General features: G+C 61.0%; 31 protein-coding genes. 13 read left to right on the top strand and 18 right to left on the bottom strand.

Annotated elements, in window-relative coordinates; genetic code table 11:
- Positions 1 to 57 precede the first annotated feature (57 nt).
- Positions 58 to 1,011 carry a 23S rRNA (adenine(1618)-N(6))-methyltransferase RlmF gene (rlmF, locus tag GST84_05290; GenBank protein ID XGB11805.1) on the top strand — a complete coding sequence of 318 codons (954 nt, stop codon included), beginning with the start codon at positions 58 to 60 and terminating at the stop codon, positions 1,009 to 1,011.
- A 47-nt stretch (positions 1,012 to 1,058) separates the two neighbouring features.
- Here the strand turns inward: rlmF and GST84_05285 are convergent, their stop codons facing one another.
- On the bottom strand, positions 1,059 to 1,340 hold the full coding sequence (locus tag GST84_05285; protein XGB11804.1) for an HU family DNA-binding protein: 282 nt from the start codon (positions 1,338 to 1,340) through the stop codon (positions 1,059 to 1,061).
- A 370-nt stretch (positions 1,341 to 1,710) separates the two neighbouring features.
- On the opposite strand from GST84_05285, the gene yejK reads away from it, so the two are divergent.
- Positions 1,711 to 2,718 (top strand): nucleoid-associated protein YejK, encoded by a 1,008-nt coding sequence (gene yejK / locus GST84_05280; GenBank protein ID XGB11803.1) that lies wholly within the window; start codon positions 1,711 to 1,713, stop codon positions 2,716 to 2,718.
- Here yejK and GST84_05275 read toward each other — a convergent pair.
- The 4 genes from GST84_05275 to GST84_05260 form a co-directional block, all read right to left on the bottom strand.
- Complete coding sequence (locus tag GST84_05275; GenBank protein ID XGB11802.1) at positions 2,666 to 3,007, bottom strand: GIY-YIG nuclease family protein; 342 nt, start codon at positions 3,005 to 3,007, stop codon at positions 2,666 to 2,668. The two genes, yejK and GST84_05275, sit on opposite strands and share 53 nt — an antisense overlap.
- Entirely contained in the window at positions 3,000 to 3,476 is a 477-nt protein-coding gene (locus tag GST84_05270) for a DUF4440 domain-containing protein (GenBank protein XGB11801.1), read from the bottom strand. The genes GST84_05275 and GST84_05270 overlap by 8 nt, the downstream gene beginning before the upstream one ends.
- A gap of 108 nt (positions 3,477 to 3,584) precedes the next feature.
- Positions 3,585 to 4,865, bottom strand: a complete 1,281-nt coding sequence (locus GST84_05265) for a CynX/NimT family MFS transporter (protein XGB11800.1) — start codon at positions 4,863 to 4,865, stop codon at positions 3,585 to 3,587.
- A 13-nt stretch (positions 4,866 to 4,878) separates the two neighbouring features.
- On the bottom strand, positions 4,879 to 5,529 hold the full coding sequence (locus GST84_05260; GenBank protein ID XGB11799.1) for an FCD domain-containing protein: 651 nt from the start codon (positions 5,527 to 5,529) through the stop codon (positions 4,879 to 4,881).
- Between the two features lie 139 nt (positions 5,530 to 5,668).
- Between GST84_05260 and GST84_05255 the strand changes: the two genes are divergently transcribed.
- Positions 5,669 to 6,853, top strand: coding sequence for a hypothetical protein (locus tag GST84_05255; protein ID XGB11798.1), 1,185 nt, complete (start codon positions 5,669 to 5,671; stop codon positions 6,851 to 6,853).
- 158 nt (positions 6,854 to 7,011) lie between these two features.
- On the opposite strand, the gene GST84_05250 is transcribed toward GST84_05255, so the two are convergent.
- The 10 genes from GST84_05250 to GST84_05205 all read right to left on the bottom strand — a co-directional run bounded on the left by GST84_05250 (position 7,012) and on the right by GST84_05205 (position 15,101).
- Positions 7,012 to 8,058: a histidinol-phosphate transaminase gene (locus GST84_05250; GenBank protein ID XGB11797.1), complete on the bottom strand. Its 1,047-nt coding sequence runs from the start codon at positions 8,056 to 8,058 to the stop codon at positions 7,012 to 7,014.
- Between the two features lie 2 nt (positions 8,059 to 8,060).
- Complete coding sequence (gene hisD, locus GST84_05245; GenBank protein ID XGB11796.1) at positions 8,061 to 9,386, bottom strand: histidinol dehydrogenase; 1,326 nt, start codon at positions 9,384 to 9,386, stop codon at positions 8,061 to 8,063.
- Positions 9,387 to 9,680: 294 nt separating this feature from the next.
- Complete coding sequence (locus tag GST84_05240) at positions 9,681 to 10,316, bottom strand: ATP phosphoribosyltransferase (protein XGB11795.1); 636 nt, start codon at positions 10,314 to 10,316, stop codon at positions 9,681 to 9,683.
- 91 nt (positions 10,317 to 10,407) lie between these two features.
- Positions 10,408 to 11,673: a UDP-N-acetylglucosamine 1-carboxyvinyltransferase gene (gene murA / locus GST84_05235; protein ID XGB11794.1), complete on the bottom strand. Its 1,266-nt coding sequence runs from the start codon at positions 11,671 to 11,673 to the stop codon at positions 10,408 to 10,410.
- Positions 11,674 to 11,696: 23 nt separating this feature from the next.
- The gene (locus GST84_05230; GenBank protein ID XGB11793.1) at positions 11,697 to 11,936 is read right to left on the bottom strand and encodes a BolA/IbaG family iron-sulfur metabolism protein; all 240 of its coding nucleotides are present in this window, start codon (positions 11,934 to 11,936) and stop codon (positions 11,697 to 11,699) included.
- 117 nt (positions 11,937 to 12,053) lie between these two features.
- Positions 12,054 to 12,356, bottom strand: a complete 303-nt coding sequence (locus tag GST84_05225) for an STAS domain-containing protein (GenBank protein ID XGB11792.1) — start codon at positions 12,354 to 12,356, stop codon at positions 12,054 to 12,056.
- Positions 12,353 to 13,000: a toluene tolerance protein gene (locus GST84_05220; protein XGB11791.1), complete on the bottom strand. Its 648-nt coding sequence runs from the start codon at positions 12,998 to 13,000 to the stop codon at positions 12,353 to 12,355. Before GST84_05220 ends, GST84_05225 begins: the two co-directional genes overlap by 4 nt.
- 9 nt (positions 13,001 to 13,009) lie before the next feature.
- A complete protein-coding gene (gene mlaD / locus GST84_05215) occupies positions 13,010 to 13,495 on the bottom strand; it encodes an outer membrane lipid asymmetry maintenance protein MlaD (protein XGB11790.1) in 486 nt (161 codons plus the stop codon).
- A complete protein-coding gene (gene mlaE / locus GST84_05210; GenBank protein XGB11789.1) occupies positions 13,495 to 14,292 on the bottom strand; it encodes a lipid asymmetry maintenance ABC transporter permease subunit MlaE in 798 nt (265 codons plus the stop codon). The genes mlaD and mlaE overlap by 1 nt, the downstream gene beginning before the upstream one ends.
- Positions 14,292 to 15,101, bottom strand: coding sequence for an ATP-binding cassette domain-containing protein (locus GST84_05205; protein XGB11788.1), 810 nt, complete (start codon positions 15,099 to 15,101; stop codon positions 14,292 to 14,294). Before GST84_05205 ends, mlaE begins: the two co-directional genes overlap by 1 nt.
- A gap of 247 nt (positions 15,102 to 15,348) precedes the next feature.
- Here GST84_05205 and GST84_05200 point away from each other — a divergent pair, with 247 nt between their 5' ends.
- The 10 genes from GST84_05200 to GST84_05155 all read left to right on the top strand — a co-directional run bounded on the left by GST84_05200 (position 15,349) and on the right by GST84_05155 (position 22,360).
- Entirely contained in the window at positions 15,349 to 16,323 is a 975-nt protein-coding gene (locus GST84_05200) for a KpsF/GutQ family sugar-phosphate isomerase (GenBank protein ID XGB11787.1), read from the top strand.
- Between the two features lie 11 nt (positions 16,324 to 16,334).
- Complete coding sequence (locus GST84_05195) at positions 16,335 to 16,859, top strand: HAD hydrolase family protein (protein ID XGB11786.1); 525 nt, start codon at positions 16,335 to 16,337, stop codon at positions 16,857 to 16,859.
- 8 nt (positions 16,860 to 16,867) lie between these two features.
- Positions 16,868 to 17,440 (top strand): LPS export ABC transporter periplasmic protein LptC, encoded by a 573-nt coding sequence (lptC, locus tag GST84_05190; protein XGB11785.1) that lies wholly within the window; start codon positions 16,868 to 16,870, stop codon positions 17,438 to 17,440.
- Positions 17,427 to 17,951 (top strand): lipopolysaccharide transport periplasmic protein LptA, encoded by a 525-nt coding sequence (gene lptA, locus GST84_05185; GenBank protein XGB11784.1) that lies wholly within the window; start codon positions 17,427 to 17,429, stop codon positions 17,949 to 17,951. The genes lptC and lptA overlap by 14 nt, the downstream gene beginning before the upstream one ends.
- Positions 17,952 to 18,677, top strand: coding sequence for an LPS export ABC transporter ATP-binding protein (gene lptB, locus GST84_05180; protein ID XGB11783.1), 726 nt, complete (start codon positions 17,952 to 17,954; stop codon positions 18,675 to 18,677).
- Between the two features lie 175 nt (positions 18,678 to 18,852).
- Positions 18,853 to 20,346, top strand: a complete 1,494-nt coding sequence (locus GST84_05175; GenBank protein ID XGB11782.1) for an RNA polymerase factor sigma-54 — start codon at positions 18,853 to 18,855, stop codon at positions 20,344 to 20,346.
- Positions 20,347 to 20,425: 79 nt separating this feature from the next.
- Positions 20,426 to 20,734 (top strand): ribosome hibernation promoting factor, encoded by a 309-nt coding sequence (locus tag GST84_05170; GenBank protein ID XGB11781.1) that lies wholly within the window; start codon positions 20,426 to 20,428, stop codon positions 20,732 to 20,734.
- A 12-nt stretch (positions 20,735 to 20,746) separates the two neighbouring features.
- Positions 20,747 to 21,211, top strand: a complete 465-nt coding sequence (gene ptsN / locus GST84_05165; protein ID XGB11780.1) for a PTS IIA-like nitrogen regulatory protein PtsN — start codon at positions 20,747 to 20,749, stop codon at positions 21,209 to 21,211.
- A 2-nt stretch (positions 21,212 to 21,213) separates the two neighbouring features.
- Entirely contained in the window at positions 21,214 to 22,068 is an 855-nt protein-coding gene (gene rapZ / locus GST84_05160; GenBank protein ID XGB11779.1) for an RNase adapter RapZ, read from the top strand.
- 19 nt (positions 22,069 to 22,087) lie between these two features.
- Positions 22,088 to 22,360, top strand: coding sequence for an HPr family phosphocarrier protein (locus GST84_05155; GenBank protein ID XGB11778.1), 273 nt, complete (start codon positions 22,088 to 22,090; stop codon positions 22,358 to 22,360).
- A 112-nt stretch (positions 22,361 to 22,472) separates the two neighbouring features.
- On the opposite strand, the gene GST84_05150 is transcribed toward GST84_05155, so the two are convergent.
- Genes GST84_05150 through GST84_05140 form a run of 3 tightly spaced genes read right to left on the bottom strand, consistent with a single transcriptional unit; the run spans position 22,473 to position 24,899 of the window.
- Positions 22,473 to 23,084, bottom strand: coding sequence for a superoxide dismutase [Mn] (locus GST84_05150; GenBank protein XGB11777.1), 612 nt, complete (start codon positions 23,082 to 23,084; stop codon positions 22,473 to 22,475).
- A 44-nt stretch (positions 23,085 to 23,128) separates the two neighbouring features.
- Entirely contained in the window at positions 23,129 to 24,505 is a 1,377-nt protein-coding gene (aspA, locus tag GST84_05145) for an aspartate ammonia-lyase (GenBank protein XGB11776.1), read from the bottom strand.
- The gene (locus GST84_05140) at positions 24,498 to 24,899 is read right to left on the bottom strand and encodes a FagA protein (GenBank protein XGB11775.1); all 402 of its coding nucleotides are present in this window, start codon (positions 24,897 to 24,899) and stop codon (positions 24,498 to 24,500) included. Before GST84_05140 ends, aspA begins: the two co-directional genes overlap by 8 nt.
- Between the last annotated feature and the right edge of the window lie 48 nt (positions 24,900 to 24,947).

The raw sequence follows: 24,947 nt of genomic DNA, 5'->3' as shown, positions 1-24,947 counted from the left end.
GCTGCGTAGCAACCCCAGGTTCTTCAAGCCACCGCTCGTATAGGGCTGGACACTGCCATGACCCCGAACAAACCCACCCTGCACCCGCGCAACCGCCACCAGGGTCGTTACGACTTCCCCAGCCTGATCAAGGCCCACCCTGATCTGGCCCGTTTCACCATCACCAACCCCCACGGCAAGCCCAGCATCGACTTTGCCAACCCCGAAGCCGTCCGCGTGTTCAACCGTGCACTGCTCAAGGCCCAGTACGGCATCCAGCACTGGGACATCCCGGCCGATTACCTGTGCCCGCCCATTCCTGGCCGCGCCGATTACATCCACGTAGCCGCCGACCTGTTGGCCGATGACAATGCCGGCGACGTCCCAAGGGGCCCCCAAGTGCGCGCGCTGGACATCGGCGTGGGGGCCAACTGCATCTATCCACTGCTGGGCCACAGCGACTACCGCTGGCGCTTCCTCGGCTCAGACATCGACCCCATGGCCTTGGCTTCGGCCAAGGCCATCATCCAGGCCAACGGTTTGGGCAAGGCCATTACGCTGCGTCAGCAGGCCAACCGAGCGCACATCCTCAGCGGCCTGCTGCAGGAGGGCGAGCGCTTCGACCTGACTTTGTGCAACCCGCCCTTTCATGCCTCACGCGACGAAGCCACCCGCGGCAGCCAGCGCAAATGGAAGAACCTTGGCAAGCAGGACCCCAAACGCAAGCTGCCGGTGCTGAACTTCGGTGGCCAGAACAATGAACTGTGGTGCGAAGGCGGGGAAATCCGCTTTGTCACCCAATTGGTTGGCGAAAGCGTGCAGTACGCCGGACAGGTGCTGTGGTTCACCAGCCTGGTGTCCAAGGCCAGCAACCTGCCGGGCATCGAGGCCGCGTTGAAGAAGTCCGGCGCCAAGGCCGTGCGCATCATCGAGATGGGCCAGGGGCAGAAACAGAGCCGCATGGTCGCTTGGAGCTTCCATGACGACGCCGCACGTCAGGCCTGGCACGCCCGGCGTAAATCACAGGCATGAAAAAACCGCGCCCGGGCAAGCCGGGCGCGGTTTCGTCAAAGCAACAATTACTTGTTGATAGCGTCGGTCAGCACTTTGGCTGGAACGAACTTGACGACTTTCTTGGCAGCGATTTCGATGGCAGCGCCAGTCGAAGGGTTGCGGCCGGTACGGGCAGGACGCTCGGAGACTTTCAGCTTGCCGATGCCTGGCAGAGTGATTTCAGCGCCGTTTTCCAGTTGGTCTGCAACGATCTGGCCCAGTTGCTCCAGAGCGTTCTTGGCGGTGGCTTTTGGCGCGGCGATCGATTCGGCGATGTCGGCAATCAGTTGGTCTTTGGTCAATGCCATGGTGGTGTTCCTTCCCTATCAAATTCGATGGTTATGCAGCGGACTACGACGTTATCGGGCCAGCCCCTTTAAATGGAGGGCCGCGCCAATTGCGTATGTAGATACGTAAATCGGCGTTTGGTTCGACACGACGAAAGCAAGCTGCCAGCACTGCGCCACACGAGGGGCGCAAGACCGCGCAAAACTACCACAGGAATGGATAAATATCCGCTTCGCACTTTGATTAAATGCAGGTTTTTCGGGCGTTTCAGCTGAAAACACACAAAACTGAACAAAAAACGAACAACAGACATATCTGCCAACATACGGCCACTGCATCACCTCAGGTCTAGGTTAAACTTGGCAACTTTTGCAGCTCGCCGAGAATTCCATGCCAATCCGTCATTGCATCGTTCACCTGATCGACAAAAAGCCCGATGGCAGCCCCGCCGTGCTGCATGCTCGTGACTCCGAACTGGCTGCCTCCGATGCCATCGAAAACCTGCTGGCCGACCTCAATGACAGCTACAACGCCAAGCAAGGCAAAGCCTGGGGCTTTTTCCACGGCGAATCGGGTGCCTATCCGCTGAGCGGCTGGCTGAAGCAGTACCTGGATGAAGAAAAGGACTTTACCGCCTTCAGCCGCGTGGCTGTCGAGCACCTGCAGAAGCTGATGGAAGAGTCCAACCTGTCCACCGGCGGCCACATCCTGTTTGCCCACTATCAGCAAGGCATGACCGAGTACCTGGCAATCGCCCTGCTGCACCATAGCGAAGGTGTAGCTGTGAATGCCGAGCTCGACGTGACCCCTTCCCGTCACCTCGACCTTGGCCAACTGCACCTGGCAGCACGCATCAACCTGTCGGAGTGGAAGAACAACCAGAACTCCAGGCAGTACATTTCGTTCATCAAGGGCAAGAACGGCAAGAAGGTGTCGGACTACTTCCGCGACTTCATCGGCTGTCAGGAGGGTGTCGACGGCCCGGGCGAAACCCGCACCCTGCTCAAGGCCTTCAGTGATTTCGTTGAAAGTGAAGACCTGCCGGAAGAATCTGCCCGCGAGAAGACCCAGACCCTGGTCGAGTACGCCACCACCCAGACCAAACTGGGCGAGCCGGTGACACTGGAAGAGCTGTCCAGCCTGATCGACGAGGACCGCCCCAAAGCGTTCTACGACCACATCCGCAACAAGGACTACGGCCTTTCGCCGGAAATCCCGGCGGACAAACGCACCCTCAACCAGTTCCGCCGTTTCACCGGGCGTGCCGAGGGGCTGTCGATCAGCTTCGAGGCACATCTGCTGGGGGACAAGGTGGAATATGACGAAGCGGCGGGGACCTTGATCATCAAGGGGCTGCCGACAACCTTGGTGGATCAGCTGAAGCGCCGCAAGGACTGATTTCCCCCAAGCCGCCAAAGGAGGCAACCAATGCCTCCTTCGCCGACTTGCGCAGCCGTTTCACCAACCGCTCCTGGCGCAGCGCCGCGCTCTTGTCCGGCCACTGCTCCACATACACCAGCGCCTGGGCCGGGCTGGTCTTGAAATAGCGGGCGCCCTGCCCTTTCTGATGCGCGGCAAACCGACGCTGCGGATCATCGCTGATGCCGCAATACAACGAGCCATTGGCTGCCCTTACCAGATAGACGAACCAGGGCTTTCCAACGGCAGGTTCGACAACCTCACTCACCCTGGGCCTGCTGGAATGCGCGCAACCCCTTGAATGCCTGCAGGCGGACCTTGTTCTGCATCAGCGGCGACCACCCCAGCAGCATGCCAGGAACACCCAGCGCTTGCCGCGACCAGCGCCACAGGTCAAAGGTGTCGTCATGCTGGCAAATCAGCCCATCACGAATGACAAAGCGTGCCTGGATATCGTTGACCACAATACGCCCGGTCTGGCTGAACAAGTAGGTAGCCACCCAGTGCGCGCTGCCACTGTGCTCATCTGCGCGTATGCTGTCGAATGTCAGGGTGAAGTTCTTGGCGCGGGTGGTGAGCATCCGCCACATATCGCCTGCGTCCTTGCCGCGCAGGGTGCCGAACACCGGGTCGCTGAAAACGATATCGTTGCTGTAGCAAGCCAGCATGGCGTCGGCATCCAGCCGCTGGAAGGCCTGGTAGAAACGGGTGATCAGGGCGCGGTTGGCATCGCTCATGGGGGGCTGGTCCGTCCTAGGTTCGAAAGCTGCACGATAATCTGCCACGATGGCTTATGCCAGTACCGTCCTCTTGGCGGGTAAGAGGACGGTACTGCAAAACAGGCCTCAGACCTTCTCGCTGGTCACCTGCACATGCAGCGCCCGCCCGGCCCCCAGACCGAAGACGATGGCACCGACGCCCAGCACCGCAAAAATCCAGCCCAGGGCCGCCCAGCCGCCAGTCAGGTCATGCACCAGGCCCACCGCAAATGGCCCCATTGAGGCGAGGGTATAACCCACCCCCTGGGCCATGCTCGACAAGTTCGCCGCCACATGGGCATCCTTCGAGCGCAGCACGATCAAGGTCAGCGCCAGGGCAAAGGTACCGCCCTGCCCCAGGCCCAGCACAATGGCCCACCCCCACAACCCGGAAAGTGGCGCATACAGGCAACCGAACAGCCCCGCCAGCGTACCCGACATGACTACCACGATCGCCAGCCGCTGGTCCTTGCCGCGGGTGGCCAGCCAAGGGGCGCTGAGCGAGCTGATCAACTGCACGATTACCGACCCTGACAGCACCAGCCCTGCCTCGGTTGGGCTGAGGCCGCGACCGATCAGGATCGATGGCAACCAGCCGAACACGATGTAAGCCAGTGATGACTGCAGGCCCATGTACAGGGTCACCTGCCAGGCCAGTGGGTCACGCCACAGGCCTCGCACGCGATAGGCTACCTTGTGCAGGCCATGCCCCTGACGGGCCTGTGGCAGCCACACCAGCATGGCCAGGAAGGCCGGCAGCACCCAGAAGCCCAACCCTAGTGCCCAGCTGCCGTCGAAATGCTGGGCCAAAGGAACGGTGGCACCCGCGGCCATGGCAGCGCCCAGGCATAATGCCATGGTGTATACGCCGGTCAGTGTGCCAGCGTGCTGCGGAAAGTCGCGCTTGACGATACCCGGCAACAACACGCCGATAATGCCGATGCTGGCCCCCGCCATCAGGCTGCCGAGGAACACCCCGACAGCCCCAAAGGCGCTTCGTACCACGAGGCCAAGTGCCAAGGTGACGAGGATGCCAAGAATCACCCGCTCGCTGCCAAAGCGCCGCGCCAGCACCGGCGCCAAGGGAGCAAACAGGCCCAGGCAGAGCACCGGCAAGGTGGTCAGCAAGCCAGCCTGCGAAGCACTCAGGCCCAGGCCTTCAGATACTTGGCCCAGTACCGGCGCCATGCTCGACAATGCCGGGCGCAGGTTCAAAGCCACCAGCACCAGGCCCAGCAGCAACAGCCAGGGCCGCCGCAACACCACAGCCTGCTGCTGGACCTGCTCGTCGTCAGCTTCAGCGTCGATCAGCAGCTCATCGAGATCCCGCTCGTTCGAGGGGGTATTACGGGTGATGGATTCAGCCATGGCCTTCTCGGTGTCAGGATTCAATGAGGGTACGGCTCAGGCACTTGGCCCGTTCAACGTCACGTCGCTCGATGGCCTCGAGGATCTGCCCATGCAAGTCGAACGTGGCCTGGCAGCGCGGAACGGTCGCCAGACTGTGTTGCAGCGCGGCAGCCACGACACCGGAAAAGTAACGGTACAACTCGCTTAATGCCGGGTTGTGGGCGGCATCCACCAGCCGCTGGTGGAACACCAGATCGCAAGCCACATAGGCATCGACATCGCCGTGAAAGTGCCCGGCACTGCCTTCAAGGGCATCCCGTAGCGCTTGCAGGTCAGCATCGGTACGGCGCAGAGCCGCCAGGCCGATGGCCTCCACCTCGAGGATATGGCGTGTTTCCCGGGCCTGCTCGGGCGTACATCGGGACATCGCGCGCACCGCCTGCAGCGGGTCCTGGGCAGTGCGCAGGTAGCTGCCGTCGCCCTGGCGAATTTCCACCAGGCCACTGAACGCCAGCACGCGCATGGCCTCACGCACGGTGTTGCGGCTAATGCCCAATTGCAAGGCAAGCTCTGGCTCGGTAGGCAGGCGCTGGCCGACCTGCCAATCGCCCTGCACGATGCATTCGCGCATGCGCTCTACAGCCAACTCCACCAGGGAGCGCTTGCTCAGCTCGGTATTCATACCACTCAACCAATCATCCGATGAATTTACGCAGCTTACTGGATTGCGGGCAAAAACGTAAACAACCTGATATTTCTGCCAGTTGTGGGCATGACACTTTGTTGCAACCCTCGTTGCGTGCTTTCAAGGATGTGCCTACATGCGACTGGCGAGTTTGCTGTTATTTCTGTTCCTGACCCTGCAGCCAGGCTGTGACACGGCCCGGCACCAGAGCCGCCCTAAAACCTTGCTCATCGGCCTTGACGGCGTGCAATTGCAGCAATACCTGCAACTGGGCGATGCGACCAACCTGAAGCAGCGCCTGTATTACGGCAAGGCCTACACAGGGGGCATCAGTGGTAAAACCAGCGAGCAACCCACCTTGAGCGGCCCTGGCTGGATCACTTTGCTGACCGGCGTGTGGAGCAACAAGCATGGCGTTGAATCGGACGATGACTCGCAACGGGTAAACCCGGCGTTTCCTAGCCTGTTCAAGCGGCTACGCCTGGCACACCCCAATGCCTACCTCTCCAGCATCGTCAACTGGTCACCCATCAACACGGCATTTCTGCTGGAGGACGCCCATGACGCCAATGTACGCGAGAGTGGTTTGTCGGATGAACAGGTGATAGCACGTACGTTGCAGATCCTTGGCGACACACCCGCTGATTTCACGTTCATTCAACTGGATGAACCTGACCAAATCGGCCATCACACCGGTTATGGTGAGCGCTATGCACAGGCGTTGCGCAAGGCAGACAGCGAGATCGGACGGCTATTGGACAAGGTAGACCAGCGGCGTCGCATGTTCCCGCAGGAAGATTGGCTGGTGCTCGTCAGTACCAACCATGGCCGGGACTATTGGGGGAAAGGCCATGGCGGCGCTTCGGAGCAGGAAAAGAGCATCTTCATCGCCAGCAACAAACCGTTGAATCAGGAACTGACCGAGCTGAGCATTCCTGTGGAAATGCCTGGACCCGGCAACCTGTACGGGCTACCCGCGCAGACCTCGGTTGCGCCCACGGTGCTGCGCCACATGGGCCTCAAGCTGCAGCCGGAATGGCTATTGGATGGCACGCCTTTACTGGGTGATACCGGCGTACGCAAGGCGCGGGCCGACGAGAACAAAGGATCGCTACGCTGGAACAGCAATGCCAATGGCTATCTGACCATTATCAAGAATGGGCATGTAGTTGCCCAGGTGGCGGCCAGAGACGAGCAATGGACCGACCCTGAGGGCATGGACGAGCAGAACGATTATGTACTGGTGCTTGATGGTACACCGACGGCAGTGCGCAACAGGCCGGCAGCCAAGCCGTTTGTGATCGAAGACCGCCGCTATTAAGCCCTTGAGAAGCAACAGTTTTGTCGTTCCTCAAGGGCTGGCGCGATCCCCGTAGGAGCGGGTTCACCCGCGAAAGGGCCGGGCCTGCTGGCCAGTTTCCACCCGCCGTTCACCGTTGCCGCCGCTACCGTATTCGCGGGTAAACCCGCTCCTACACGTCAGCTCAACGCATCCAGCAGTGCCTGGTTCATTTCCGGCGTACCGATGGTGATCCGCAGGAACTGGGCAATACGCGGCTGCTTGAAGTGGCGCACGATCACGCCCTGCTCGCGCAAGCGTGCCGCCAGCTCGCCGGCATCCTGCTGCGGGTGACGGGCGAAGATGAAGTTGGCAGCCGACGGCAGTACCTCAAAGCCCTTGGCCTGCAGTTGCCCGACCAGCGCCTCGCGGCTGTCTATCACCTTGCGGCAGGTTTCCTCGAAGTACTCTCGATCTTCGAACGCCACCGCCGCACCGACGATAGCTGCACGGTCCAGCGGATAGGAGTTGAAGCTGTTCTTGATCCGCTCCAGCGCCTCGATCAGGTCCGGGTGCCCCACTGCCAGGCCAACTCGCAGACCCGCCAACGAGCGCGACTTCGACAGCGTCTGGGTAACCAGCAGGTTATCGTAGCGGTCCACCAGGCTGATCGCCGTTTCACCACCGAAATCGATGTAGGCCTCATCCACCACCACCACCGAATCACGGTTGGCCTGCAGCAACTGCTCCACCACCTGCAACGACATCAGGCAACCGGTCGGCGCATTGGGGTTGGGGAAGATGATGCCCGCGTTGGGCTTTTTGTAGTCCTCGATGCGGATCTGGAACTGCTCATCCAGCGCCACCTGTTCGAAGGCAATGCCGTAAAGGCCGCAGTAGACCGGGTAGAAGCTGTAGCTGATGTCCGGGAACAGCAGGGGCGTATCGTGCTGGAACAGGCCGTGGAAGATGTGCGCCAGCACCTCGTCCGAGCCGTTGCCGACAAACACTTGCGCCGGGGTCACGCCGTAGTACTCGGCCACTGCTTGCTTGAGGCGGTCACCGTTCGGGTCGGGGTACAGGCGCAGGTTATCGTTAAGTTCGCCGCGCATGGCCTCCAGCGCCTTGGGCGATGGGCCATAGGGGTTTTCGTTGGTGTTCAGCTTGACCAGGCGCGCCAGCTTGGGTTGCTCGCCCGGCACATAAGGCACCAGGTCCTTGACGAAGGGGCTCCAGAATCGACTCATGCTCAGTTCCCCTTGTCTTGGGTCAGGATACGGTATTCGGCACTACGGGCGTGGGCAGTGAGCGACTCGCCTCGGGCAAGGACCGAGGCAGTGTGACCCAGCTCGGACGCGCCCTGCTCGGAGCAGAAGATGATCGACGAACGCTTCTGGAAGTCATACACCCCCAGCGGCGACGAAAAACGCGCGGTACCTGAAGTGGGCAGCACGTGGTTAGGGCCAGCGCAGTAATCGCCCAGCGCTTCGCTGGTGTGGCGGCCCATGAAGATCGCGCCAGCGTGGCGAATGTGTGGCAGCCAGGCTTGCGGGTCGGCCACCGACAGCTCCAGGTGTTCCGGTGCGATGCGGTTGGCCACTTCCATGGCCTGCTGCATATCTCGCACCTGAATCAGCGCACCACGGCCGTTGATCGACTTTTCGATGATATCGGCACGTTCCATGGTTGGCATCAGCTTGTCGATGCTGGCAGCCACGCGATCGAGGAAGGCGGCATCCGGGCTGACCAGAATGGCCTGGGCGTCTTCGTCGTGCTCGGCCTGGGAGAACAGGTCCATGGCGATCCAGTCCGGGTCGGTCTGGCCGTCGCACACCACGAGAATTTCCGAGGGGCCGGCGATCATGTCGATGCCTACCTGGCCGAACACGTGGCGTTTGGCGGTGGCAACGTAGATGTTGCCCGGGCCGACGATCTTGTCCACCTGCGGCACGCTTTCAGTGCCGTAGGCCAGCGCAGCCACGGCCTGGGCACCACCGACGGTGAACACCCGGTCGACACCGGCGATGCAGGCAGCCGCCAGCACCAGCTCGTTGACCTCACCCCGTGGGGTCGGTACCACCATCACCACTTCAGCCACGCCGGCAACCTTGGCCGGGATGGCGTTCATCAGCACCGACGACGGATACGACGCCTTGCCGCCCGGCACATACAGGCCAGCGCGGTCCAACGGGGTGACCTTCTGGCCGAGCACGGTGCCGTCGGCCTCGGTGTACTGCCAGGAATCCTGCTTCTGCCGCTCGTGATAGATGCGCACACGGTTGGCGGCCTTTTCCAGGGCTTCGCGCTGGACCGGAGTGATACGGGTCAGCGCCAGTTCCAGGCGCGCGCGATTGAGGATCAGGTCGTCAATCGACTTGGCGTCAACACCATCGAAGCGCTGGGTGAATTCCACCAGCGCCGCATCACCGCGTTCACGCACGGCCTTGATGATGTCGAGCACGCGCTGATTGACCGCGTCATCGGACACACTTTCCCAGCTCAGCAGATGATCCAGATGTCGGGCGAAATCCGGATCAGCAGCGTTGAGACGGGCAATTGCAGTGGACACGGTCATGGCGAGGGCCTCGTAATATTAGCGAATGCTCAGGCGCCCTAGGGGATTGTGCGAAAAGTGCCTGCGCGACGATCATGCTACGTTAAAAACAGGCTCGGAATGCTCATTTGCAACCAGCAAAGTCGGGCGCGACCCCGGCCGTTCCTCGCCTGTTTTCGTTCTTGCATGATCGCCGCTCGGCGACTTTTCGCACAATCCCAAGCTACCAGTCCATACGCGCGGGCACCCGAGAAAAATGGCTATGACGCGGATAGACGGGCGCGACAGCGAAGGCCGCGCGCAGCAGGTAGAGCGTTAGCCGCGGTGTCGCGATTCGACCGCTCCGCGCAGCGTCTCGATCAGGCTCTGGATGCGGGCGTGCTGCATTTTCATGGAGGCTTTGTTGACCACCAGGCGCGAGCTGATCGTGGCGATCAGTTCCTGGGGTTCCAGGCCGTTGGCACGCAGGGTGTTACCGGTGTCGACCACGTCGATGATCTTGTCGGCAAGGTTGATCAGCGGTGCCAGCTCCATCGAGCCATACAGCTTGATGATGTCGACCTGGCGACCTTGCTCCGCGTAGTAACGCTTGGCTACGTTGACGAACTTGGTGGCCACGCGCAGGCGCCCCTTGGGCTCGGCTGCGCCGACTACGCCCGCGGTCATCAGCTTGCATTGGGCAATCTGCAGGTCCAGGGGCTCATACAGACCCTGGCCGCCGTACTCCATCAACACGTCCTTGCCGGCCACACCCAGGTCGGCAGCACCATGCTCGACGTAGGTCGGCACGTCGGTGGCACGCACGATCAGCAGACGCACGTCGTCCTGCGTGGTGGGGATGATCAGCTTGCGGCTCTTGTCCGGGTTTTCGGTCGGCACGATGCCGGCCTCGGCCAGCAACGGCAAGGTATCGTCGAGAATACGGCCTTTGGAAAGCGCGATGGTCAACATTGGAACGTCGGTCCTTAAGCGGCTGCTGCCGGCCAGGTCATCGACCTGGCCGCATTCAATTCAAAAGGTGCGTCCTTGCACCCGCGGGGTACTAGCCCGGTACGCGGCGGATTTTCGCGCCGAGCATCTGCAGTTTTTCCTCGATGCACTCGTAACCACGGTCAATGTGGTAGATGCGATCGATCAGGGTATCGCCTTCGGCAACCAGCGCCGACAGCACCAGGCTGGCCGAAGCACGCAGGTCGGTGGCCATGACCGGGGCACCCTTCAGCGCCTTGACGCCAGTGACGATGGCGGTGTTGCCTTCGACCTGGATCTGAGCGCCCATGCGGTGCATTTCGTAAACGTGCATGAAGCGGTTTTCGAAGATGGTCTCGATCACCGCGCCAGTGCCTTCGGCAATGGCATTCAGCGAGATGAACTGCGCCTGCATGTCGGTCGGGAACGCCGGGTACGGGGCGGTACGCAGGTTGACGGCTTTCGGCCGCTTGCCATGCATGTCCAGTTCGATCCAGTCTTCGCCGGTATTGATGTCGGCACCCGCTTCCTTGAGTTTTTCCAGTACGGCCTCAAGGATGGTGGGGTCGGTGTCCTTGACCTTGACGCGGCCACCGGTCACGGCAGCGGCGACCAGGTAGGTACCGGTCTCGATGCGGTCCGGCATCACGCGGTAGTTGGCCGAATCCAGTCGTTCGACACCATCGATGGTGATGGTATCGGTACCTGCGCCCTGAATGTTCCCGCCCATGGCGTTGATGAAGTTGGCCAGGTCGACCACTTCAGGCTCACGCGCGGCGTTCTGCAACACGCTGCGGCCCTTGGCCAAGGCAGCGGCCATCATGATGTTCTCGGTACCGGTCACGCTGACGGTGTCGAAGAAGAAGTGCGCGCCACGCAGGCCGCCTTCAGGCGCCTTGGCCTTGATGTAGCCGCCTTCCACTTCGATCTTCGCCCCCATGGCCTCAAGGCCACGGATGTGCAGATCGACCGGGCGCGAGCCAATGGCGCAACCGCCAGGCAAAGCCACTTCGGCTTCGCCGAAACGGGCAACCATCGGGCCCAGCACCAGGATCGAAGCGCGCATGGTCTTCACCAGCTCATACGGCGCGACCAAGGTCTTGATGGTGCGTGGATCGATTTCCACCGACAGCTTTTCGTCGATTACAGGCTCGATGCCCATGCGCCCGAACAGCTCGATCATGGTGGTGATGTCGTGCAGGTGCGGCAGGTTGCCCACGGTGACCGGGCCATCGGCCAGCAGGGTCGCTGCCAGAATCGGCAGGGCTGCGTTTTTCGCGCCCGAAATGCGGATCTCGCCGTCAAGGCGAGCGCCGCCAGTAATAATCAGTTTGTCCATTGGAGTCTCGCCGCCAAGTTGGCTCAGGTGCGCTCAGCCCAGGCTGCGCTGCTGAAAAATTTCATGGTTACCGCATGGATGCTGCCATTGGCGATCCACGGATTCAGGTGAGCATAGATCGCCTGCTGGCGTTTGACCGGACTCAGGCCAGCCAACTCGTCGCTGATCACGTTCAACTGGAAGTTGCAGCCTTCGCCTTCAACTTCGACCCGGGAACCCGGCAATTTCTCTTCAAGGAAGCTCTTAACTTCTACGGCCTGCATGCTCAACCTCAATCGGCGCCCGATGCGCACGGGTCGGCCATCATACAAAAAAGCCCCTCGCCTGCGAAGCCCAACGAAGGCTTCGCTGACCGAGGGGCCATCATCCGTGCCTGGCCACTAGCTTGCCAGCACTTCATCGAGATCATAGACCTCGGCAATTTCCCGCATGTCGTCGGGCATGCTACGCACCTCGCACGCCTTGCCGGTGGCCTGAGCATCACGAATGTACGCAAGCAACAGCGACAGGCCGACACTCGACGACTTCTCGACAGCCGAGCAATCAAGCACCAGTCGCGGCTCGCGCGAGCCATCGATCAGCACCTTGCCCTGCTTGCGCAAGGCCGGGCCGCTGCGGTAATCCAGCACGCCAGCCAGACGCAGCACGCCCGGCTCGGCCATGCTTACAGCAGCCTCGCTCATTTGACGCTCTTCTCTGGCGAGTTGTCAGCAGTCTGCTTGGCCTTGGCCACTTCGCCGGCCCAGCCGTCGATGGTCTTGTCCAGGTCGTTGCCGTTGCGCTGCATGGCATCGGCGAACTGGTCACGGAACAGCTTGCCGATGTTGATGCCGTTGACGATCACGTTACGCACCTTCCACTCGCCACCAATGTTCTCCAGGGTGTACTGCACGGGGTACACGGCACCGTTGTTGCCGGTGACCTTCATGCCGACGCTGGCGCGCTTGCCGTCATCGGCCTTAGCCGGGTCGACGGTGATGCCCTGGTTGTTGTACTCAAGCAAGGCATTGCCATAGAACTGCATCAGGCTGCGCTTGAAGTTCTCCTGGAAGCGCTGCATCTGCTCCGGGGTCGCCTTGCGCGAGTACTTCACGGTCATGATGCTGCGCGAGATACCGTCAGCATCCACCACCGGGCCAAGAATGCGGTTGAGCGAGTCATAGAAGGCGTTGGGGTTGGACTTGTACTGCTCCTTGTTGGCCTTGAGGTCGCCGAGCAGTTCATTGGTGGTGCCCTGAACCACTTCGTGCGGTGTCTGCGCAGCCAGGGCCAGCAGGGGGAAGGCCGCCAGTAGCACTAGCAGGCCACGTCGCAGGATCGAAATCATGGATACTCCTTAATTAGCCGGTTGCGCTTCTTTCGGTTCCTTGCCAACAGAGTTGAGCAGGAACTTGCCAATCAGATCCTCCAGCACCAGTGCCGACTGAGTGTCATGGATGGTTGAACCATCCTTGAGGACATCGTCTTCACCGCCCACGCTGATGCCGATGTACTTCTCACCAAGCAAACCGGCGGTCAGGATCGAGGCAGTGGAGTCGGTCGGCAGGTTATCGACCGACTTGTCCAGCTGCAACGTCACCCGACCGGTGTAGGAATCACGGTCCAGATCGATGGCGGTGACCTTGCCGATGGTCACACCGGCCATGGTCACTTTAGCTCTGACCGTCAAACCGGCGATATTGTCGAAGTACGCATAAACTTTATAGGTATCAGTGGTCGGGCTGGCCGACAGCCCGCTGACACGCAGGGCCAGCAGCAGCAGCGCCAGGATCCCGGCCAGGAGGAACAGGCCGACACCGATTTCCAGGGTGCGGTTTTGCATCAGAAATCTCCAAACATCAAGGCGGTCAGAATAAAGTCCAGACCCAGCACTGCCAACGAGGCATAGACCACGGTCTTGGTGGTTGCACGACTGATCCCTTCTGAAGTGGGCTCACAGTCGTACCCCTGGAATACGGCGATCCAGGTCGAGACGAAAGCAAATACCAGGCTCTTGACCAGCCCGTTGAGCACGTCGTCAGTGAACGAAACACTGTTCTGCATGTTGGCCCAGAACGAACCCTCGTAGACGCCCAGCCAATCCACCGCCACCCACGAGCCACCCCAGATACCGACCACGCTGAAGATCAGCGCCAGCAGCGGCAGCGAGATGAAACCTGCCCACAGGCGTGGAGCAACGATGTACTTGAGCGGATCGACACCGATCATTTCCAGGCTCGACAACTGCTCGGTGGACTTCATGTTGCCGATTTCGGCGGTCAGCGCGGATCCGGCACGACCGGCAAACAGCAACGCCGTTACCACCGGGCCAAGTTCACGCAGCAGGGTCAGGGCGACCATTTGCCCTACCGCCTGCTCCGAGCCGTACTTGGTCAGAATGCTGTAACCCTGCAGCGCCAGCACCATGCCGATGAACACCCCGGACACGACGACGATCGCCAGTGACAGCACGCCCACCGAGTACAACTGCTTGGTCAGCAGCTGGAAGCCGCCGCCAATGCCGCCGCGACCGACCAGCGCATGGAACAGGAACAGGCACGAACGCCCGAGCACGGCCAGCACGTCGATTGCCGACCGGCCCAGCAGGCGGACACGTTCGAGTAAGGATTTTCTGCGCATCAACGCGCCCCCAGCAGGTCGGCGCGGTAATCAGGCGCGGGAAAGTGGAAGGGAACCGGGCCATCCGGGTCGCCTTTCATGAATTGGCGGATCCGTGGATTGTCCGAGCCCATCAGCTCATCAGGCGTCCCCTGGCCCAGCACCTGGCCGTCACCTACCACGTAGATGTAATCGGCGATGCTGGCGGTTTCTGCCAGGTCATGGGAAACCACGATGCTGGTGATGCCCAGGGCATCGTTGAGCAGGCGAATCAGGCGCACCAGTACCCCCATGGCGATCGGGTCCTGGCCGACGAACGGTTCGTCGTACATGAGGATCTGCGGGTCCAGGGCAATCGCCCGGGCCAGCGCCACGCGGCGCTTCATGCCACCGGACAGCTCATCGGGCATCAGGTCGATGGCACCGCGCAGCCCCACGGCCTGCAGCTTCATCAGCACGATGTCACGGATCATTTCGTCCGACAGCTGAGTATGCACGCGCAGCGGGAACGCGACGTTCTCGAACACATCGAGGTCGGTGAACAACGCGCCGCTCTGGAACAGCACGCCCATCTGCTTGCGGGCGTCGAACAGGTCGCTGCGCGACAGCGTCGGCAGGTTCTGGCCGGCCACCCATACTTCACCGCTGGAGGGACGCAGTTGCGCACCCATCAGGCGGAGCAACGTGGTCTTGCCGCAACCCGATGGTCCCATGATGCCGGTGACCTTGCCGCGCGGGATGCGGATGTCGACGTTGCTGAAAATGCTGCGCGAACCACGTTTGAAGGTTACACCCTTCAACTCGACCGCGTAGGCGCTATCCACACTCATCTAGACTCCTTGCTAATGCAGCCTCGTCCTAGTGGACGCCGGCCTCCATCTGGAAGGCACACACATCCCGGCAGGCCGAATAGCGGCGAACTATAGCACCGCTGACAGCGCCGCCCCAAGGCCGGGCAAGCAGTCGTTCAGCACCGGGACAGGCTTTGGTGGTATTCGCTACAGCAATCGAGGAGGTGAGGGTTTTCATCATTGCGCGTATAATCGTCGCCTTTTCCTCAGGCATTGCTTTTTCGACATGAGCCAATCCAGCGAGCTGATCCAATCCGCCCAACGCACCCTGCGCCTGGAACTCGAGGCCGTAGAGGCCCTTTTGGCGCGCATCGACGACAATTTCGTCAAAGCCTGCGAACTGATTCTGACCAGCAAGGGCCGGGTCGTCGTGGTCGGCATGGGCAAGTCCGGGCACATCGGCAACAAGATCGCCGCCACCTTGGCCAGCACCGGTACGCCAGCGTTTTTCGTCCACCCGGCCGAAGCCAGCCATGGCGACATGGGCATGATCACGCGCGATGATGTCATCCTTGCCTTGTCCAATTCCGGCAGCACAGCCGAAATCGTCACCCTGCTGCCGTTGATCAAACGCCTGGGCATCAAGCTGGTCAGCCTGACCGGCAACCCGGACTCGCCCCTGGCCCAGGCCGCCGAGGTCAACCTCGACGCCCGCGTCGAGCAAGAGGCCTGCCCGCTGAACCTCGCCCCCACCTCCTCCACCACGGCATCGCTGGTGCTGGGTGACTGCCTGGCCATCGCCCTGCTCGAGGCCCGCGGCTTCACCGCTGAAGACTTTGCCTTCTCGCACCCGGGTGGTGCACTGGGCCGCCGCCTTTTGCTCAAGGTCGAGAACGTGATGCACAGCGGCAACGAGTTGCCCCAGGTTGCCCGCGGCACCCTGCTCAAAGAGGCACTGCTCGAAATGTCCCGTAAGGGCCTGGGCATGACCGTGATCGTCGAAGCCGACGGCACGCTGGCCGGGGTATTCACAGACGGCGACCTGCGCCGCAGCCTGGACCGCAACATCGACATACACACCACTCTGATCGACCAGGTGATGACCGTGCACGGAAAAACGGCCCGCGCCGAAATGCTCGCTGCCGAAGCCCTGAAGATCATGGAAGACCACAAGATCGGCGCGCTGGTGGTGGTAGACCGCGAGGGCCGCCCGACCGGCGCCCTGAACATGCACGACCTGCTGCGCGCCGGTGTAATGTAAGGAGCGATGGAATGAATCAGGACCTCATGCAACGGGGCAAAGCCGTCAAGCTGGCAGTGTTCGATGTGGATGGCGTGCTCACCGACGGGCGCCTGTACTTCCTCGAAGACGGCAGTGAGTTCAAGACCTTCAACACCCTCGACGGCCAGGGCATCAAGATGCTCATGGCCTCGGGCGTGACCACCGCGATCATCAGCGGGCGCAAAACCCCTGTGGTCGAGCGCCGGGCGAAGAACCTCGGCATCCCGCACCTGTACCAGGGCCGCGAGGACAAAGTGGTCGTGCTTGACGGCCTGCTTGCGGAGCTGGGCCTGAGCTATGATCAAGTAGCCTACCTGGGCGATGACCTGCCCGACCTGCCGGTCATTCGCCGGGTGGCATTGGGCATGGCCGTGGCCAACGCCGCACCGTTTGTTCGCCAGCACGCCCACGGCGTGACCCAGGCACGCGGTGGCGAAGGCGCAGCCCGTGAATTCTGCGAACTGATCATGCAGGCCCAGGGCACCCTGGACGCTGCCAACGCCAATTACCTGTAAGGCTGCCCATGTTCAGCAAGAAAGCCCGCACTATTGCGCTGCTAGCAGTGATTACCGCCCTGCTGGCGGCGGTCGGCTACTGGAATGTCAGCCCGGAAAGCTTCCTCGACAAGCCGGTGGCCAAGGTAGACGAAAGCGCCATCGACTACTATGCGATCAACGCCCACAGTGTGCAGTTCCTGCCTGACGGCAAGCTGCAGTACGAAATGACCGCCGACAAGGTCGAGCATCTCAAGGCCAGCGAAATCACGTTGCTGACTACGCCGGATCTGCACATGTACCGCGGCACCGAATACCCGTGGCACGTGCAGAGCACCCGTGCCGAGGTCAATCCGGACGGCACCGAGGTCGAACTGATCGACAACGTACGGATTGCGCGCACCGACGAAAAGCAGCGTGAAACCATCATTACCAGTTCACGCATGACCGTGTTCCCGCAGAAGCAATATGCGCAGACCGAGCAAGCCGTTAGAATCGACGGCGCCGGTGGCACAACTACGGGCAAAGGAATGAAAGCGTATTTGAAAGAAAGCAGGATGGACCTGCTCTCTAACGTAAGAGGACAGTATGAGGCTCGTTAAAACTCTCCCCCTTTTGCTCAGCCTGAGCGCAGCACTGGGAAGCGCGAGCGCCTTCGCACTGCCGAATGACCGTGATCAGCCGATCCGCATCCAGGCCGACCAGGCTCACCTGGATGACAAGCAAGGCGTGGCCACCTATACCGGTGACGTGATCATCACCCAAGGTTCGATGATGATCAAAGGCAACACCGTGACCATCACCCGCTCCGCCTCCGGCGACATCGATGTGGTGACCTCGGTGGGCAACCTGGCCTACTTCGAGCAGCAGCAGAGCGCAGCCAAGCCGGACAAGATGAAAGGCTGGGGCGTGACCATCCAGTACCAGGCGCAGAAGGACCTGGTAATTCTCACCGACCGCGCCAAGGTCGAGAACGAAGGCAACACCACCGAAGGCGAAAAGATCGTCTACAACACCCAGACCCAGGTGGCGACCGCCGGTCGCGGTAGCAACGTGACAACACCACGTCAGCGTATCGACATGGTGATCCAGCCCAAGAAGAAGGCCGAGTAAATGGCAACCCTCAAAGCCCAGCACCTGGCAAAGAGCTACAAGGGGCGGCAGGTAGTACGTGATGTCAGCCTGTCGATCGACAGCGGCCAGATCGTCGGCCTGCTCGGCCCCAACGGCGCCGGCAAGACCACTTGCTTCTACATGATTGTCGGGCTGGTCCAGGCCGAACAGGGCCGAGTACTGATCGACAACCTCGATGTGAGCCACCAGCCCATGCACGGCCGCGCCCGCGCCGGCATCGGCTACCTGCCGCAGGAGGCCTCGATCTTCCGCAAGCTGTCGGTAGCCGACAACATCATGGCCATCCTCGAGACCCGCAAGGATCTCGACCGGGACGGCCGCCGCAAAGAGCTGGAAAGCCTGCTGCAGGAGTTCCACATCAGCCACATCCGCGACAACCTCGGCATGAGCCTGTCCGGTGGCGAACGCCGCCGCGTCGAGATTGCCCGCGCCCTGGCGACAGCGCCCAAGTTCATCCTGCTGGACGAACCGTTCGCCGGTGTCGACCCGATTTCGGTTGGCGACATCAAGCAGATCATCCACCACCTCAAGGCCAAGGGTATCGGTGTACTGATTACCGACCACAACGTGCGTGAAACGCTGGATATCTGCGAAACCGCTTACATCGTCAACGATGGCCGACTGATCGCTGAAGGCGACGCAGAAACCATCCTGGCAAACGATCTGGTCAAAGAAGTTTACCTGGGCCATGAGTTCCGCCTCTGACCCGGCAAGCGCCTGAAGTACTGGCTAACAGCCGTGAGACTGCGGGTAAAGTTGTTACGGTACTCTAGGCAAACGCTACAATTTAAGGCATAAAACTTGCTTGATCTGGCGCTCCGGCGCCCTCGTGTAGTGGATGGCGCATGCGCGCCGGCGAACAAGGTATTAAGCCCCTGCCATGAAACCATCGCTCGTCCTAAAAATGGGCCAGCAACTGACGATGACTCCTCAGTTGCAACAGGCCATCCGCCTGCTCCAGCTCTCAACCCTGGACCTCCAACAGGAAATCCAGGAAGCGCTGGAGTCGAACCCGATGCTCGAACGTCAGGAAGACGGCGAAGACTTCGACAACAGCGACCCGATGGCCGACAACGCCGAGAACAAGCCGGCCGCCGAAGTTCAGGACAACAGCTTCCAGGAAAGCGCCGTCAGCGCCGACAACCTGGAAGACGGTGAGTGGAGCGAGCGCATCCCCAACGAGCTCCCGGTCGATACCGCCTGGGAAGACATCTACCAGACCAGCGCCAGCAGCCTGCCGAGCAACGATGACGACGAGTGGGACTTCACCACACGCACATCGGCCGGCGAGAGCCTGCAAAGCCACCTGCTGTGGCAGTTGAACCTGGCGCCGATGTCCGACACCGACCGCTTGATTGCCGTCACCCTGATCGACAGCATCAACGGGCAGGGCTACCTGGAAGACACCCTCGAAGAAATCTGCGCCGGTTTCGACCCGGAGCTGGATATCGAGCTGGACGAGGTCGAAGCAGTACTGCACCGCATCCAGCAGTTCGAGCCGGCTGGCGTCGGTGCTCGCAACCTCGGCGAATGCCTGTTGCTGCAACTGCGCCAACTGCCCGCTACAACCCCGTGGATGACCGAAGCCAAGCGTCTGGTCACCGATTTCATCGACCTGCTCGGCAGCCGTGACTACAGCCAGCTGATGCGGCGGATGAAAATCAAGGAAGACGAGCTGCGCCAGGTCATCGAACTGGTGCAAAGCCTTAACCCGCGCCCTGGTTCGCAGATCGAGTCCAGCGAGCCCGAGTACGTGGTGCCCGACGTCATCGTGCGCAAGGACAGCGACCGTTGGCTGGTAGAGCTGAACCAGGAAGCCATCCCACGCCTGCGCGTCAACCCGCAGTACGCCGGCTTCGTGCGACGTGCCGACACCAGCGCCGACAACACCTTCATGCGCAACCAGCTACAGGAAGCGCGCTGGTTCATCAAGAGCCTGCAAAGCCGTAACGAAACCCTGATGAAGGTGGCCACGCAGATCGTCGAGCACCAGCGCGGCTTCCTCGACCACGGCGACGAAGCGATGAAGCCGTTGGTACTGCATGACATTGCCGAAGCAGTAGGCATGCACGAATCGACCATCTCGCGGGTTACCACGCAGAAATACATGCACACCCCGCGCGGTATCTACGAACTGAAATACTTTTTCTCCAGCCATGTCAGCACCTCCGAAGGCGGAGAATGCTCGTCCACGGCGATCCGCGCGATCATCAAGAAACTGGTTGCGGCGGAAAATCAGAAAAAGCCATTGAGTGACAGCAAGATCGCTGGTTTACTGGAGGCACAAGGCATCCAGGTAGCCCGTCGCACCGTCGCCAAGTACCGCGAGTCCCTCGGCATCGCACCGTCGAGCGAACGCAAGCGACTGATGTAGCCCCTGAGATGAGCCACAGCGTTTTCGTGGCAGGTGCAAGACCTGCCTCTTTATGCACGGGCAACAAAGGAGAAGCTGTATGCAAGTCAATATCAGTGGACAGCATGTAGAAGTCACCCAGCCACTGCGCGATTACGTGCTTGAAAAGCTCGCCCGCGTGGAGAGTCACTTCGACAAGATCACCAACGTGCAGGTAATCATGAAAGTCGAGAAGCTTCAGCAGAAGGTCGAGGCGACCCTGCAGATTCCCGGCGGCGAAGTGGTAGCCAACGCCGAACACGAAGACATGTATGCAGCGATCGATGCCTTGGCCGACAAGCTCGACCGCCAACTGAAAAAACACAAGGAAAAACAGCAAAGCCTGCTGCAAGGTGCAGCTGCCCGCTGATCCCCCTCATCCATGATCCGACTTGAAACCATCCTGACCCCCGGCCGTTCCCTCGTGAACGTGCCGGGCGGCAGCAAGAAGCGCGCCCTGGAAAAGGTCGCCACTGTCATCGCCGACCAAGTGCCAGAACTGGAGATGCAGGACGTCTTCGAAAAACTGGTAGCCCGGGAAAAGCTCGGCTCTACCGGATTCGGCAATGGCATCGCCATCCCGCACTGCCGCCTTGAAGGATGCTCAGCTCCAGTCAGCGCTCTGCTGCACCTGGAAGCCCCTATTGATTACGACGCCATCGATGGCGCGCCAGTGGACCTGCTGTTTGTGCTGCTGGTGCCCGAAGCGGCCACCGATGCCCATCTTGAGCTATTGCGTCAGATCGCCAGCATGCTCGATCGCAAGGAGGTTCGTGATCGGCTGCGCGCGGCCACCAGCAATGAGGCTCTGTTCCAGGTTGTCCTGGACGTACAGAACGAGCACTGAACATGCGCCTGATCATCGTCAGCGGCCGGTCCGGCTCCGGCAAGAGCACCGCCCTCGATGTCCTGGAAGACAGCGGTTTTTATTGCATCGACAATCTGCCCGCTGGGCTGCTGCCGCAGTTGGCGGAAAATGCACTGATCAACACCGATTTGCTGCAGCCCAAGGTGGCGGTGTCAATCGATGCGCGCAACCTGCCCAGCCACCTGATACGCTTCCCTGAACTGCTTGAAGAAGCCCGCGCCCGGCACATCCAGTGCGACGTGTTGTACCTGGATGCCGATGAAGAGGTCCTTCTCAAACGTTTCTCGGAAACCCGCCGGCGACACCCTCTGACCAACGCCAACCGCTCGCTCGCGGAAGCGATTCGCGTGGAAAGCGAGTTGTTGGGACCCATTGCCGACCTGGCCGACCTGAAGATCGACACCACCAACCTGAACCTGTACCAGTTGCGTGACTCGATCAAGCTGCGCCTGCTCAACCAGCCCGAGCCTGGCACAGCGTTTCTGGTCGAGTCGTTCGGTTTCAAGCGGGGAATGCCGGTTGACGCCGACCTGGTTTTTGACGTGCGCTGCCTGCCCAACCCCTACTGGAAGCCAGAACTGCGTGAGCACTCGGGCCTCGATCAACCCGTGATCGACTACCTGGCTGCACAAGCGGATGTCGAAGACATGTACAACGACATCTCCAGCTACCTGCTCAAATGGTTGCCCCGCTTCGCTGCCAGCAACCGCGCCTACGTAACCATCGCCATCGGCTGCACTGGCGGCCATCACCGTTCGGTGTACATCACCGAGCGCCTTGGTCGACAGCTGCAGCAAACCCTGAAAAACGTCCAGGTCCGCCATCGCGACCTCTAGCCCAAGGATCCGCCCCACGATGCCCGCCCGCGAAATCACCATCATCAACAAGCTGGGTCTGCATGCCCGGGCGGCAGCCAAGTTCGTCGGGGTGGCCGGCCGCTTCCCCTGCCAGGTACGGGTTGGCCGCGCCCCGGACAAGCTGGTGGATGGCAAGAGCATCATGGCGGTGATGATGCTGGCAGCAGGCAAAGGCACCCAGGTGCACCTGCATACCGAGGGCGAGCAGGACAGCGACGCCATGGACGCACTGGTCGAGCTGATCAACAACTTCTTTGACGAAGGCGAATAGACCTCGTACACCTGCGCTTGCACAATGTCAGGACATCGCGGCATCCATCACCATCATCAGACAGAAGCCTGTACACAGCCTAAAGCTCGCCAAGAGCGCATACCGGTCCGACTCACTTCAGGGCTTCGAGGTAGCGACGCTCGACTTCCACCCAGTCAATGACGTTGTAGAAGGCACCGATGTATTCCGGGCGACGATTCTGGTACTTGAGGTAGTACGCGTGTTCCCACACGTCCAGGCCCAGGATCGGCACATTGCCGTGCATCAGCGGGCTGTCCTGGTTGCCGCTGCTCTCCACCACCAACATTTTTTGCGGCGTTACGCTGAGCCAGGCCCAACCGCTGCCGAAGCGGGTCAACGCGGCTTTGGTGAAAGCCTCCTTGAAAGCCTCGAAACCGCCAAGTTGGGCAGTGACAGCTTGCGCCAGCAGACCCACGGGCTCGCCACCGCCCTGAGGTGACATGACAGTCCAGAACAGGCCGTGGTTGGCGTGCCCGCCGCCGTGGTTGGTCACAGCGCCACGCAGGTCTTCCGGCAGTTGCTTGACGGCAGCGATCAGTTTTTCCACCGGCCATTCGGCCCACTTGGTACCTTCAACGGCGGCATTGAGCCCGTTGACATAAGTCTGGTGATGCTTGGTGTGGTGGATTTCCATTGTCTGGGCATCAATGTGTGGCTCCAGCGCGTCGTAGGCGTATGGCAATGCAGGCAAGGTATGGTGCATGTCAGTGAATTACGTAGGCATGGGTTCTGGGCGGTGACGCAGTGTCAGATACCCCCGGCGGTGAGCTTTTCCGGGTCCAGCAGCGCTTCAAGCTGATCGCGGGACAGATCGGTGTGCTCCAGCGCCACATCAATGATTGGGCGCCCCTGCTTGTAGGCGGTCTTGGCGATTTCGGCGGCCTTGAGGTAACCGATGATCGGATTCAACGCAGTGACCAGGATCGGGTTGCGCGCGAGGGCTTCCTTGAGTTTGTCTTCGTTGACCTTGAAGCTGGCGATGGCTTTGTCGGCCAGCAAGCGGCTGACATTGGCCATCAGCTCGATGCTTTCCAGCAGGTTGCGAGCGATCACCGGCAGCATCACGTTCAGCTCGAAGTTACCGGCCTGGCCCGCGACGGCGATGGTCGCGTCGTTGCCAATCACTTGGGCGGCGACCATGGCAGTGGCCTCCGGGATCACCGGGTTGACCTTGCCTGGCATGATCGAAGAGCCCGGCTGCAGAGCTTGCAGCTCGATTTCGCCCAAACCGGCCAGCGGGCCGGAGTTCATCCAGCGCAGATCGTTGGCGATCTTCATCAGCGCCACGGCGGTGGTCTTGAGCTGGCCAGATAAAGCCACGGCCGTGTCCTGCGAGCCGATCAGGGCGAACAGGTTCTGGCCGGGCGTGAACTCGATCTTGGTCAGGCCACTGAGCTGGCGAGCGAAACCGACAGCGAACTGCGGATGGGCATTGATGCCGGTACCCACGGCGGTTCCGCCCTGGGCCAGCGCCTGCAAGTGCGGCAGCATCGCTTCGATGTGCGCCTTGGCAGCATTGATCTGCGCAGCCCAGCCATCCAGCACTTGGCTCATGCGCACCGGCATCGCGTCCATCAGGTGAGTACGACCGGTCTTCACGTACTGATGTACTTGTGCCGACTTGACCTCGATCACCTGCACCAAGTGCGTCAGGGCTGGCAGCAACTGCTCGTGCAGGGCCAACGCAGCGCTGACGTGGATGGTGGTCGGGATGATGTCATTGCTGCTCTGGCCACAGTTGACGTGGTCATTGGCATTGACCGCCTCACCCAGTACATGGGAAGCCAGGGTGGCGATAACCTCGTTGGCGTTCATGTTCGAACTGGTGCCAGAGCCGGTCTGGAACACATCGACAGGGAAGTGCTGGATGAAATCCTCGGCCAGCAGTCGCTCAACCGCCTTGACGATAGCCTGACCCTGCCCGGCAGAAAGTTGCGCCAGTTCGACGTTGGCCTTGGCCGCAGCGGCCTTGGCCAGCAACAAGGCACGAATGAACTGTGCCGGCATACGCTGGCCGCTGATCGGGAAGTTGTCGACCGCGCGCTGGGTCTGGGCGCCGTAAAGGGCCTGAACCGGCACCTGCAGCTCACCCATGCTGTCACGCTCGATACGGGTATCACTCATCATCAAATCCTTGCATCAGTTCATCGGGAGAAATCGAAGGCAGCAGGCGGCAATTGGCCAACTGCAAGGCGTAGGGCTGCCAGCGCTGGTTCTGTTCCTGACGGTCGAGGTTGCGCAGGTCCAACAGAGGACGCCATGCCTGATCCAGGCACAGGCAACGCCAATGCCAAGGCAGCATGCGATCACAGGCGGTATCCAGCAGCAGGCGAAACGCTGTCAGCGCCACCGTCCAAGACGAGGTTTCGGTGCAGCACACCAGATAGCGGCCTTCGGCCAGGTAATGCTCGATCAGGCGCGGCTCGTCGGGCTCGAGCGCACAGCGAATACGCCGGCTGAGCCAGCGCCAGTTTTCCAGGTAGGGCAGTTCGCGGAGGACGGGTTTCATGAACATCATCGCCGAGTTAACGGATAATGATATTGATTATTAAATGACAACCATAAT

The organism is Pseudomonas putida (assembly GCA_041879295.1).
In the GTDB taxonomy this organism is placed as follows: Bacteria; Pseudomonadota; Gammaproteobacteria; order Pseudomonadales; family Pseudomonadaceae; genus Aquipseudomonas; species Aquipseudomonas putida_Y.
The sequence above is the reverse complement of the archived record's forward strand: the minus strand, read 5'-3'. Positions and strand labels throughout refer to the sequence as shown.